Source organism: Dictyobacter formicarum (assembly GCF_016587435.1).
In genome coordinates, this window is record NZ_BNJJ01000005.1 from 325,092 (window position 1) to 338,732 (window position 13,641).

General features: G+C 50.2%; 8 protein-coding genes. 6 read left to right on the forward strand and 2 right to left on the reverse strand.

The features are described 5' to 3' along the window. Window positions 1-23: 23 nt before the first annotated feature. Complete coding sequence (locus JMI88_RS11190) at window positions 24-1,538, reverse strand: WD40 domain-containing protein (protein ID WP_201361910.1); 1,515 nt, start codon at window positions 1,536-1,538, stop codon at window positions 24-26. A 213-nt stretch (window positions 1,539-1,751) separates the two neighbouring features. On the opposite strand from JMI88_RS11190, the gene JMI88_RS11195 reads away from it, so the two are divergent. The 6 genes from JMI88_RS11195 (at window position 1,752) to ligA (ending at window position 11,742) form a co-directional block, all read left to right on the forward strand. After that, the gene (locus JMI88_RS11195; RefSeq protein WP_201361911.1) at window positions 1,752-3,542 is read left to right on the forward strand and encodes a M28 family peptidase; all 1,791 of its coding nucleotides are present in this window, start codon (window positions 1,752-1,754) and stop codon (window positions 3,540-3,542) included. A 132-nt stretch (window positions 3,543-3,674) separates the two neighbouring features. Continuing rightward, on the forward strand, window positions 3,675-5,327 hold the full coding sequence (locus JMI88_RS11200) for a putative manganese-dependent inorganic diphosphatase (RefSeq protein WP_201361912.1): 1,653 nt from the start codon (window positions 3,675-3,677) through the stop codon (window positions 5,325-5,327). Between the two features lie 252 nt (window positions 5,328-5,579). Then, complete coding sequence (locus JMI88_RS11205; protein WP_201361913.1) at window positions 5,580-7,838, forward strand: sodium-translocating pyrophosphatase; 2,259 nt, start codon at window positions 5,580-5,582, stop codon at window positions 7,836-7,838. Between the two features lie 167 nt (window positions 7,839-8,005). Then, window positions 8,006-9,094 (forward strand): phospholipase D-like domain-containing protein, encoded by a 1,089-nt coding sequence (locus JMI88_RS11210; RefSeq protein ID WP_201361914.1) that lies wholly within the window; start codon window positions 8,006-8,008, stop codon window positions 9,092-9,094. Between the two features lie 214 nt (window positions 9,095-9,308). After that, a complete protein-coding gene (locus JMI88_RS11215; protein WP_201361915.1) occupies window positions 9,309-9,596 on the forward strand; it encodes a putative quinol monooxygenase in 288 nt (95 codons plus the stop codon). A 58-nt stretch (window positions 9,597-9,654) separates the two neighbouring features. Next, a complete protein-coding gene (gene ligA / locus JMI88_RS11220; RefSeq protein ID WP_201361916.1) occupies window positions 9,655-11,742 on the forward strand; it encodes an NAD-dependent DNA ligase LigA in 2,088 nt (695 codons plus the stop codon). A gap of 68 nt (window positions 11,743-11,810) precedes the next feature. On the opposite strand, the gene JMI88_RS11225 is transcribed toward ligA, so the two are convergent. After that, window positions 11,811-13,610, reverse strand: a complete 1,800-nt coding sequence (locus JMI88_RS11225) for a serine/threonine-protein kinase (RefSeq protein ID WP_201361917.1) — start codon at window positions 13,608-13,610, stop codon at window positions 11,811-11,813. Window positions 13,611-13,641: the final 31 nt, after the last annotated feature.

Below are 13,641 nucleotides of genomic sequence, written 5' to 3' on the forward strand. Positions count from 1 at the left end.
TACAATAGCTATTCACCAGAATTTCACACGACATCCCACAATATAACCTGGTTGCCAGTTGCTGTGGCCAGTTGCTTGCTGGTAGGCGCCCAGGTAATACTATGAACAGTGTTCGTCAGTTTCTTCTGGAAGATCTGCTTCATCCCCTGGTTGACCTGGAACAAAGTGAGTGTACCATCATGGGTGCCGACCGCCAGAAAACGTGCATCAGGAGACCAGGAAATAGATCGGATGGGGAATTCAGATAGGTGCAGGCGCTGCGGAACGTCCCGGCATATTTGCCCGTTATTGCCGCATATCAGGGCATGCCAGATGCGCACAATACCATCATCTCCACCAACAGCCAATTGGACTCCATCAGGCGCAAAGGCCAGTGCGCGCATCGGCTTTGGAACATCGAAGTAATAGCCATGGATATCCTGGCCCAGCGTTGCATTCCAGACACGTACAACGCCCCCTTGCGAGGCTGTGGCTATCGTTTTGCCGTCAGCGCTCCACGAGACGGCCTCAATGGCAGCAGTGTGGCCCAGATAGGTCAGAAGCGCATTGTACTGATTGCCATCCCAGACGACTGCTCGCTTATCGTCACCCACCGAAACTACGCGCATCCCATTCTGGGTCGCCCACGCCAGCCCATTAACTATCTGCGCATGTCGATGGGTTGAACGAGCCAGGCGATTACCGTTAGCGGCATCCCAGAAAGCTACCTGTGTGTTGGCACCGGTCACCAGGCGTGTGCTATCTGGCGACCAGGCCAGAGCTTTGACTGCGGCGGGATGCTGAATATCACGCTGCACATTGCCCTGCATATCCCAGATAAAAACATGGGTGTCATCCGAACAACTGGCTAACAGGTTCTCCGTTGGTGCCCAGCTAACAGTGCGGACAATTTGCTGATGTCTGGTAAAGGTCAGGCGTGCTTTCAGGGTTGTGTTATGAACGGCGGGGGTTTTGGATATGGATGGTGTATGCGGTATAACGTGAGCGGCTGTGTTCTTTTGGGCAAGCCCTATATTTAACCAGCCGCGATATGCCGCATAGCCAACCCCGATGCCACCCACTCCGCATAGAGTTCCAAAGGCAGCTAGAAATACACGCCTGGATACCTTGCCAGGTTTCTTGCTATCTGTCTCTGGTCCAGCATCTGGCTGTTTGCGCCCAAGAGGAGGCAATAGAGTATCGTCGGCCAGAGTCTCAGATGTATGCAGTGCGGGGTCAGGCAGCGGTTTCGACTCCAGTTGAGATGAAATTGGAGCAATAGGCACAGGCATACCTTCAGTGATCGAAGAATCTAGCATCAAACGCATGCCAGGAAGAATACCAGAAGCGGTCAAGGTTTTCTCTGGTGCAAGAATACGACCACTGGAGGCATGACGCAAAGTATAGACAAGAGGCTTCCCAAACAGGTCATACAACGGTAATTGTAAAGTTACTACCAATTTAGGAAGCAGCATAGCAACTGGAACATCCATTGCTACTATTACAGGACGTGCTGCGCCAAAAGTACCTTCCTCTATGAGAATCTCAGATTTCTGCATCTATATACCCCAATCCATCTTTCGCTGTCTATAGTGTATCATGGAATCTTTGCCTTTTTCACCCCTGTAAGCAAAAAAGGCTAGTGAGAATTCAAGCAAACATAAGACCTCTCAATCATGGGAAAGATGAAGCAAACGCGCATAAATAATGAACAGCTTCTGTGGTATGATAGAGATACACATTTTCGAATGTATTTAATCAGGAGAGATGGCATGAGTGACCGGGTTCAACGGGTGTTTATCTGTGCAATGCTTTTCCTCGGCAGCACATTGATAGCAATCAGCAATCCAGTACATGCGCATAGCGCCGTGACGCAGCAATCGACAAACGCGGCAATACCAGTGGTAGAGCCCGATTATATTTACAATCAGCTCTATACCATGGCCACCAGCTTTCAACATCGTGAATCTGGCTACGATAAACAACTCCCGGTTAGCATCAACGGACACGATGAGTTCGCGAACTATTGGTCACAGGAAATACTGCGCAACCTTCAGGGTTTTGGAGCCGCTACCTATCACGATAATTTTCCGCTGCGTGGCTGGCGCTCACGGCCCAGCACAACGCCAGCGACCAATGTCGAGGTTACTGTGCCCGGCGCCATCCATCCTGAGCAAGTCATCATTATTGGTTGCCACTACGATGGTATGGCTACCTCCACCCAATCCGCCAACGATGATGCCAGCGGCTGCGCAATCGAGCTAGGCATTGCGAGAGCCTTGGGGACTTACTGGCAGCAACAGCATGTCGCGCCCCAGCGCACCTTGCGCTTTGTCTTGTTCGATACCGAAGAACAGGGCCTCTACGGCTCCTATCACTATGTCAATGCAACAGTCAATGGAGATCTCAAAAATATCGTGGCCATGTTTAATGAAGAACAAAATGGTATTGCTTATCCTCTACGTTACCTGGGGCAACTGCAAAATGCCTTGATGCCATTCTATATTGAGCTCTCACCTGTCACCGGTCCGCAAAGCGCTCAAATTAAACAATTCAGAGCGTTGATGGCCACAGCAGTGCCAGCCGTTTTTCAACAAATGCGCACGCTAGGCGTACAGACCCTGAGCTATCATGACAAGAATAAGAATGATGTGCTGCAACCGATCTTTACGCCCAATCAGATGAACAATGTAAAACAGGAAGATGATAAGATAGGCTCTAGCGACCAGGTACCCTTCACCCAGGCTGGCATTCCTTGCGCCACCTTTGTAGGAAACTCAACGTATTACAAATACAATGCTCCGGCGGGCTCTTATCCTTATGATCAACCCACAGATACGATTCAATTAATGAACACCTTTGCTTCGGGCAACTCGACGAAATCCGCCGCATTGACGCTGGCCCTGTCTCTCCCGGCCATGCTTACAACATGGATGCTCCAGCAACCATCCATGTTGGGAGAGACAGCCAGTAATGGATATCCTTTAACGACTATTGGCGATATCAGCAGGCTCCAGACCGGAGGCAACCTGCTCTTCTCGGCCCAGACGGCCCGGTCACTCAAACAAGAGAGCGCTCCCACTTATCACTGGGACTTTGGCGATGGCCAGAGCGCCAGCGGCATGACTGTCCACCATACCTACACCAGCGATGGCAACTACACACTTACGCTGACCGTCACATCTCACGCAGCTGTGCAGCGTATAACCAAGGGGCTTATAGTGAGCACCCATAATCCAACCTATCCCAATCAGTATGATCATTTTTATGCAACAGGCATTCCTCCCAGGAACGCAACGGTGACACTACCCGCACCAGATGAAACGCTATCCGATAAAGTACAGCTTGCGCCACATGCACTCTGGACGGCCACTCTTACCTCTGGACCAACAGGTGCGGAGAAAGCGCATCTGCAACAGGCAACAACTGCCCCCTTGTCATCCAACAAAAAAGAGTCTATGATACCTGAGCCCTTCCACTTCTTGATAATTGTATTGGTGCTTTTGCTAATTCCTGGTATCATTGGTAGCGTCCTCTTGCGCAAACGCAGGCAACCAGATTGAGAGGTATGGATAAAATACACAGTAAAGCTTGACGACGCTACTCATAATAGACGTAGGTTGACTAGATGGTCACGCAAAAAAAACCGAAAAAAAGAACGCAAACAACTTGACCCTAAGCCGGAGATCTACTGTATGACAAAACCAATTTATGTAATGGGACATAAAAATTCCGATATGGATTCTGTCGCTTCTGCCTATGCATATGCGCATTTATTGCGCGCACAAGGAGAAGATGAGGCAATTCCAGTACGCCATGGAGACCTGAAGCCTGAGATTCGCTTTGTCCTCGATCGCTTCCATGTGGAAGCACCTGAGGCGATTGAAGATGTATACTTGCAAGTACGTGACGTTATGCGCCGCGGCATTATTTCTGTGTATGTTGATCAACCAGTGTTTGAAGCCGGACAACTACTGCAGGAACATAATCGAGGCTCCATGCCGGTTGTCGATCAAGATAATTATGTTAAAGGCATGATTGCACACGATGACCTGGCCAAATTGTTCTTTAATGATCTGGATCCTTTATCCCTCAATCGCATCCCTTTGATTCGCGATAATCTGGTGCGTGTGCTTAAAGGCCGTATACTGGTCGAGGGGCGCCGCGAATTGGGCAATCGTGTCCTGGTGGGGGCCATGGAAGCCGAGACGATGGTCGATTATATTGAGCCCGGATGCCTGGTCATTATTGGCGACCGTGAAAATGCTCAGATCAGGGCTATTGAGGCCGGGGCGGCCGCGCTGGTGATTACTGGCGATCTGCTGGTCTCCGAGCGCACGCTGGCTGCAGCTCGTCAGCATGGCGTCATGGTTATCAGTACCGCCCACCATACGTTTACGACGATTCGCCTTATCAACCTGAGCATTAAGACTCAAGAGATTATGAACCGCGAGTTTGCGTTTTGCCATCCCGACGATCATATGAGCGATATCCAGCCAACACTGATACGCTTGCGCTCTATGCCTGTGGTAGATAATCAAGGTAAGCTGATGGGCTATATCTCACGCACAGATTTGATTAAAGCCCGTCCGAAGCGCGTCTACCTGGTAGACCATAATGAGCAGTCACAGGCGGTAGATGGGATCGAAGAAGCTGAATTGCTAGGTATTATCGACCATCACCGTATCGCTGATGTGCACACGAGTAAGCCAATCTTTTTCCGCGCTGAGCCGGTTGGTTGTACGGGTACCATCATTACAGGTCTCTATCATGAGGCCGATGTCGAGATACCAAAAGATGTGGCGGGCTTATTATTAGCTGGCCTGCTCTACGATACATTGATCCTGCGTTCACCTACCTGCACCGTGCGCGATGAGCGCGTCGCCGCTGAATTGGCCGCGATCGCGGGCGAAGATATCGAAGAGTATGGACAGGCAATCTTTGCCGCCGCTGCTCAGGATCTGGCCGAGAAGCCTGCGGAGGCCTTGATTACCTCCGACTTCAAAGAATTTACGGTCCGCGATCATAAGTTTGCCGTTGGTACGGTCGAAACCGCCAGTCCGGCTAGCATTGAGTCACGCATGGCTGAGCTGAAAGAAACCATGAAGCGTATCGCACAAGAGCGAGGATACGTTTCATTCCTCTTTATGATCGTTGACATCATTAATATGCGCTGCCATCTACTGATCTCTGGTGTTGAACAAGCTGTCGCCGAAGCTTTCAATCGGCTTCTTGAGCCCGATGGTGGTTCTATTATCGTTGAGGGTCTGGTGTCGCGCAAGAAACAAGTAGTGCCACAGCTTCCACGCATTGAAGCCTTACTCACGGAAACAACTAACGTACGGTAATTAGCTTATAAAGCTTGTGCTCTTGCCATGTGACATTTGCTATGTTACACTATGATACGACTTGGATACTCCTTGTTAGGTAGAAGTAACTATTGCAAAATTTTAACAAACGCTCCGCAGTACGCAGTATGTTCATTTTTGTAGTTAAAATTCAATAGTGTGCTTCTACCATGGTTCGGTCACGATGTACCTGCTATCAATGTTGATAAGCAAACCAGCTTCTTATCTTATTATAAGGAGGACATTTTTGTCGTGAGCAACTATATCTGGGTTCCAATCGTAGTGGGAGTTCTTGCTGTAGCGTTTGCTGGCTACCTGGCCAGCTATGTATTGCGCAAAGATACCGGCACTCCTGCCATGCAAAAGGTTGCAGACGCTATTTTTAAAGGGGCAATGGCGTTTCTCAACCGACAGTATCGTACTATCGCTCTCCTTTCAGTAGTGGCAGCGGTGGTGGTTGCAGGGGTACTCTATCTACTTAGTAATGGAAGCGAAGCCGCAAAAGTTGACCTTGCCTGGCGCACGGCTATCGCCTTCCTGATTGGCGCGCTATGTTCAGGAATTGCCGGCTACATTGGCATGTATGTTGCGGTAAAATCTAATAGTCGCACGGCCAGTGCAGCGACACGTAGTCTGGGCGAAGCCTTGATGGTTTCGCTACGTGGAGGGGCGGTATCTGGTTTTCTGGTGGTGGCCCTCTCACTACTGGGTGTTTCCCTCATCTTTCTGCTCTATAGTATCGGTAACAGCATCGATAAGGTTCCTTCCCTGATTGTTGGCTTCGGTTTTGGGGCAAGCTTCGTCGCGCTTTTCGCGCAGCTTGGTGGTGGAATCTATACGAAGGCGGCCGATGTAGGAGCTGACCTGGTAGGTAAAGTCGAAGCAGGTATTCCAGAGGACGATCCGCGCAATCCAGCCGTTATCGCCGATCTGGTGGGCGATAACGTCGGTGACTGTGCCGGTCGTGGTGCCGACCTCTTCGAGTCTACAGCCGCCGAAAATATTGGCGCGATGATTCTGGGTGTTGCGCTCTACCTGGCCACCAAAAATCCTGGCTGGATTCTCTTCCCGCTGGTGGTGCGCGCCTTTGGTTTGATTGCCTCCGCCATTGGTCTCCTCTATGTCAGGCCATCGGTCGTGATCGAGCCGGACAAAGCGGCCGGTCGCGACCCGGGCGAGATCGCCATGAAACAGCTCAACATTGGCTACTACATCACCTGCGCCCTTTCGGTGATTGGGGTCTTTCTGGTGAGCTACCTGATGCTCGGTGGGGAGTCACTACATAGCGTCAGCCTGCCCGCCTGGGCCTGGTTTGGTCTGTCTGGCACAGTGGGTATCCTTCTCAGTATTGCTTTCGTTTATATTACTCAGTATTACACCGCTGGCACCTGGCGACCGGTACGCGAAATCGCCAGTGCTACGCTGACTGGACCAGCCACAACTATCATTACTGGTATCGCGGTTGGTTTTGAATGTACCGCATTACCAGTGCTGGCCATCGCCGCTGCCCTGGGACTCTCCTTTTTCTTTGGCAGTCAGGTAACCATTCCTGTCAGTTCCTCCATTAATCCAGGCGTGATCAACGTTGGTGGCATCTTCGGAACTGCGGTGGCTACGATGGGTATGCTGATGAGTTGTGCCTACATTCTGGCTATGGATACCTTCGGGCCCATTACCGATAACGCCGGTGGCATTACGGAAATGAGTGGCGAAGCAGAGTCCGTGCGCGATATCACTGATGCCCTGGATGGCGTTGGCAATACAACCAAGGCTCTGACCAAAGGCTATGGCATTGGCTCGGCCGCCCTGGCTGCCTTCCTGCTCTTCAGCGCTTACCTGGATGTGCTTTACGCCTACAAGAAAACACCAGATGTGTATCGCGTTGACCTGGCCAATATTCTGGTTTTCATTGCGGCCCTGATCGGGCTGACCTTGATCTTCTTCTTCAGCTCCCTGGCTATCCGTGCTGTAGGAGAGGCGGCCAAGCGCATGATCGAAGAGGTGCGACGACAGTTCCGTGAGAATCCCAAGATTATGGCCGAACGGGTTGAAGATAGGGTCGATCCTGATTATGCTCGTTGTGTCGATATCAGTACTCGCGGTGCGCTACGGGCCATGGTTCTTCCTGGTGTCGTGGCTGTCTTTACACCTGTCCTGATTGGTGTCATTCTGGGACCACAGGCGGAAGCGGGCTTGCTGATGGTAGGCACGATGGGTGGTATTGTGCTGGCCCTGGTACTCAATAATGGTGGTGGCGCCTGGGATAATGCGAAAAAATATATCGAAGCCGGCTATCTGCGTGTCAGTGCAGACGGCGAGATGGTGGATCGCAATGATGCCAATGGCGTGATTTTGGGCAAGAAGAGTGAACCGCATAAAGCTAGCGTTGTTGGCGATACCGTCGGCGATCCTTTTAAGGATACGGCCGGCCCTTCGCTGCACGTGCTGATCAAGCTTTTAAGCACCATCACCCTGGTGCTTGCGCCATTGTTTATTGCTCTCCATCCTTAGTTATTCCATGCGTAACTAACTAGCAAGGCGTTCCTGACACCCGAAAAAGGAATCAGGAACGCTTTTTGTGTGCGCTTCTTTTGGTGCGCAAAGTACTATAATATTCCACTTTCTCCATCCATCCTGGCATATAACATATTGAAGAAGTATATAAAAAATGAGGAGGAATGATGGAGCATTCATCATCACGCCAGCGAGTCTATGCATTCCAGTGGCTATGTGCGTGTCTTCTACTCTGCCTGACATTGGCAGCTTGCAGCAATTCACAGACAATCACGATCAGCAGCACCGCAACCCAGATGCCTTCAGCGGCGACCGATATAAGCATAAGCACTTCCGGTGCAGAAAACCAGGGAGTCAACCTGTATATCGAACCAAGTGCAGGCGAACAGGTCATCACAGGAGCGATCGATGGTGCAAAAAAATCGGTATGGGTAGAAATGTATCTCCTGACAGACAAAAAAGTTATTAATGCGCTGGAAAATGCCGCCTATCGTCAGGTGGATGTGCGCGTCATGCTAGAAACGCATCCTTATGGTAATGGTTCCTCTTCTCCCACACAGACAATGGAGAAGTTACGGGCAGCCGGCATTAAAACGCAGGCTACCAGTCCTGATTTCGCCTTAACCCATGAAAAGGGCATGGTTATCGACGGTCAGACAGCCTATATTATGACCAGCAATTTTACCAATGCGGCCCTTGGTAACAGCAAATATACACTCAATCGCGAGTACGGCATTATTGATAGCAATGCACAGGATGTCAGGACTATACAGGATATCTTTACCGCTGACTGGAATCGCCAGCCGGCCACAATCAATAATCCACGCCTGGTTGTCAGTCCGGTTAACTCGCTTGGCACATTTCTCTCACTCATCCATAATGCCAAAAAATCTATTGCCATCGAAGCGGAAGAAATGCAGGATAGCCAGGTGGAACAGGCACTGACTGCTGCCTCCCACCTTGGCGTTCAGATTCGCGTTATCCTTCCTGCCTCATCCTCTAGCGATAACAATCGTGAGGGTATCACTACCATCAAACAGGGCGGCATACAGGTGAAGCAAGATCAGCGCTTGTATATGCATGCGAAAATCATTATAGTTGATCAGCTAAAAGCTTTTGTGGGCTCCGAAAATATCTCAGCTGCCTCGCTTGAAAAGAACCGCGAGCTTGGCATCATCGTTACAGATAATTCAGTCATCAATGCTTTAAACCAGACATTTCAAACAGACTGGCTGGCTTCTCAACCAGCGTGATGGGCACGCAGATAAACGAACAAACAGCGATCAGTAACGCTGTTAAGACAATCGCTATTGATGGACATGATCTTATAGATCGTGGTAGGATAACATCCAGCAACCAGGATATCGGCTAGGATTAGTCTGATAAACAACGTCACACAATGTTTACCTGTTTTGAGGGCGAAAAGCGCTCCAATATTCTTAAAAAGAAACGCAAAGGAGTTTTAGCATGGTTACTGAGGTCGCTTTTTTTAATGCGCTACCAGGCAAAGAGGAAGAGCTAGGTCAGGGTATTATTCAGGGCATCGAGTTTATTCGACAACATCCAGAATGCATTTCAGCCAATGCTACCCGCTGCCTTGAAAAGCCTGGTCGCTATATGCTATCCGTTGTCTGGTCTTCACTTGAAGCCCACGTCAATGATTTCCGCAATAGTGCTTTGTTCGCGCAGTGGCGCGCTCCCATTGAGGGTTTATTTGAAGAAAAACCAGAAGTTTTCCACTATCAGGCGTACTAAAAAGAATTACACAGAGAGAGAAAGTACGTAACAAAAGCTTTTGGCAGGAGAGAAGAGTATGTCAGATGTCCATGATGGGCGAATAGAGAGCGAGCAGCTAGAAAATACTGCACATCCGTCGGAACAATTGGGGGACAAGAACGCGGAGGAGCAATTAGAAACTCGCGTAGCTGAACTGCGGCATCAAATCGAAGAGGCGAATTACCAATATTACGTCAATGACAATCCAGTGTTGACAGATGCCGAGTACGACCAGTTAATGCTTGAACTCCAACGTATCGAACGTGAAAATCCTGAATTACAAACACCTGATTCCCCTACGCAACGTGTGGGTGCGGGTCCGATCCAGGATGTTCCCCAACATGTACATCCAGTACCTATGCTCAGCCTGGCAAATGCTCGCAGTGAAAAGGAGCTTCAGGATTGGCAACGTCGCGCACAAAATATTTTGCCCAATGCAACGTTTAGTTATGTCTGTGAGCTAAAGATCGACGGACTGGCAATGGCACTGACATATGAAAAGGGACGCCTGGTGACCGGTGCTTCTCGTGGCGATGGCCTGGTTGGTGAGGATTGGACACCCAATGTGCGTACCATCCGTACCGTTGCCCATAAACTGCGAGGCAAACATGTGCCTTCTAAAGTTGAGGTGCGTGGCGAAATCTATATGCCGATCAAGAGCTTTGAACAGCTCAATGAAGAGATGAGCGATACTCGTTTATTTGCGAACCCCCGCAATGCTGCAGCGGGTTCGCTGCGTCAGAAAGATTCACGCATCACGGCAACCCGCAATCTGAGTTTCTTCGGCTATCAGATCGGTTACGTCAACGGTATGCGCATCAATAGTCATTGGGAAACGCTGCAACTGCTTAAAGAATGGGGATTTCCAGTCAACCCACATGTTCAGCTGGCACATAATCTCGATGAGGTGATGGCGTTTTGCAATAAATGGGAAAAAGAGCGCTTTAATCTGCCTTACGAGATTGATGGGGTGGTTATTAAGATCAATGACCTGGCTCACCAGGAGGAGTTAGGCTCTGTAGCCCGGGATCCGCGCTGGGCTATCGCCTTTAAATATCCACCCATTCAGGTTGCTACGAAACTATTGGATATCCGCGTAAATGTTGGTCGTACTGGCTCGCTTAATCCGTGGGCTGTGCTGGAGCCGGTTAATATTCGCGGCGTGACGGTCTCGCGGGCCTCGCTACACAATGAGGGCGATATCCAGCGCAAGGATCTACGGATCGGCGACTGGGTGCTGGTCCAACGCGCTGGTGAGGTGATTCCCCAGGTTGTCAAACCGGTCGTGGAACGACGCACCGGACAAGAACAGGTCTACCATTTGCCGGAGCGCTGTCCATTCTGTGATACACCGATTATCCGTATTCCAGATCAGGCCATGGCATATTGTCCCAATAAAGAGTGCCCAGAACGCATTCTGCAAAGCGTGATCCACTTTGTATCCAAAGGAGCGATGGATATTGAGTCGATCGGCGAGAAGATGGCTGAGCAGCTTGTCAACGCCGGCTACATCAAAACCCTCTCGGACTTCTATCATCTGACAGAAGAACAACTGCTGGCATTGGGGGGTGTGAAAAAGAAGAGCGCAGATAATATGCTCAAGGCTATTGAAGCCAGCAAAAAAAGGCCGTTCTGGCGTGTCCTCTTCGGCCTGAATATTCGCTATATCGGTGAAAAATCGGCCCAGTTACTGGCCAATGCCTTTGGCAACATCGATGCTTTAAAGCAGGCCAGCGCCGAAGAGATCATTAAAGTGCCCGGGGTTGGCCCTGAGATCGGGCAGAGCGTCTATAGCTGGTTGCAAGATAGTGATAATCTAGCCCTGATCGAGAGGCTACGTGAGGCGGGTCTCACGCTGGAAGAGAAACGTGTCGAGCACACAGGTCCTCTGGCGGGCCAATCGTTCTTGCTCACCGGACGCCTGCATACGATGGCTCGTGGGTCAGCCGAAGAAGCTATTATGCAACTGGGTGGCAAGATCGCGACCGGTGTGAGTAAGTCGCTCAGTCATCTGATTGTGGGAGAAGATCCGGGCTCCAAACTGGCGAAAGCTCAAAAAGCTGGTGTGCCGATTCATGATGAAGAGTGGCTGGTCAATTTGCTTAAAGAGCATACTGAAGCTTGAGCGCTGCAACGCTGTGGGGATGATGAACTTGCCATCATCCCTTCTTTTTTTGGGCTCCTGCTGCTAAATTATGCCGGTAACACGCGCGACTGGGATAAGAGATGCTGTGCGCCCTGGTCTATGCCTACAATATAGGTTCCCTGGAAGTTCTTCATCACGGTTGCGCCTGTATCGTCCACCTCGGTTGCCACAAAATGCACACTGACCTTGTAGCTGCCATTATCTCCCGCTGCTACATCGGTAATAGTTACATCATCATGACTGGTGTGAGCAAAACCGCTGACAAATTGATCATATGAGTTCTTATCCCGGTAGTCCTTTGCCCAGTGGTCATAGGCGCCTTTGTAATTGCGTTGATTAATATCGTCAAAATAACTCTGTACAAAAGCCCTTGCGGTATCAGCGGTGACCACAACTGGCGTGGGTGTGGCGGTTGGCTCGGGTGTAGATGGAGTCGTAGGTACAGCAGTTGGCCTGACTTGTTGAGTAGGAGTTGGTTGATTGGCCTGCCCGAATGAGCCTTCGATAATACGGGGACCAAAGATCACACCGACAACACACAATGCCACAATAACAACGATGGCCAGTAACCAGCCCTTCCAGGCCGAAGATTTACGTGGTTCTACATATTGAGAAAACGCAGTATCTGCTTCTTGCAAGTCATAGTGCGGGGACAGCCCCTGGGAGTACGAGTGGGCATTGACAGCAGGATAAGAAGATCCTCCATACGGTGTCTGTCCAGAGCCAACCGGCTGGGTATATGGAATCTGCCCTTGAGGAGCATTTGATGGATAAGAGATGGAAGTGTTTGGCATGTCGCCATAAGGCGTGTTGGGCGCGTAGCCAGCCTGTGATGCATCAACTGGAGAATAGTTGGGCGCAGACGGATGAGAATTGGCAGGAGGATAACTACTATGCGGATGAAACGCTTCTGGCGAAGAGATGGGATGCGAGACGTGGACCGGCGATTCGGTATACAGTCCTTGCGCTATAGCGTTGGAGACACCAATGGCCTGGCGCACAGCTGCGACCATCTCACGCGCGGATTGATAGCGGGCAGCAGGATCTTTGGCAATGGCTTTCTGTACTACGGCATTGAGAGCCAGTGAAATGCCAGGATTCAACTGCAACAGCGACGGTGGTTGTTCGTTAATGTGCATAGCTGCAATAAACAGTGGTGAACCACCTTGAAAAGGTAGCCGGCCAGTCAGCATCTGAAACAGGACGATGCCTAACTCGTAGAGGTCGGCACGATAGTCAACGTTGTGTCCCTGGACCATTTCCGGCGCCATATATTCAACCGAACCAAGAAACTGTCCAACGGCCGTCAAAGAAGGATCAGACAGGTTACTCACACTGCTGTCTCGTGTGATGCGCGCGATACCAAAATCAACTAACACCAGGCGGCCATCCGCGTGAAAGAGCATATTGCCCGGCTTAATGTCACGATGCACAATATTATGTTCATGAGCGTACTGCAGAGCCGAGCCCGCTTGCTCGATATACTTAAATGCTTCTAAAGGAGACAGTCGGCCTTGTTTTTCTAGCAAAGTACGCAAACTGCCGCCTTTAAGATAGGGCATTACGAGATAGGCCAATCCATCTTGCTCCGCATACTCATAGATTGGTAGAATGTTCACATGATCGAGCTGAGCAATAACATTGGCCTCACGACGAAAACGCGCTAGGAATTCCTGGTGCGCCTCAGAATATATGCCTGCTCCCGATCTTAAAACCTTGACCGCGACATCACGTACGGGGCGCGTCTGGTGAGCAAGATAGACCACTCCCATCCCACCAGAGCCAATTACTTGCTCCAGGACACAGGTTCCAAGTTGTTTCCCGATGAGGTGATCATTACTTTCCATGAAAAAATATCCACTTCTTTGATTTTTATGT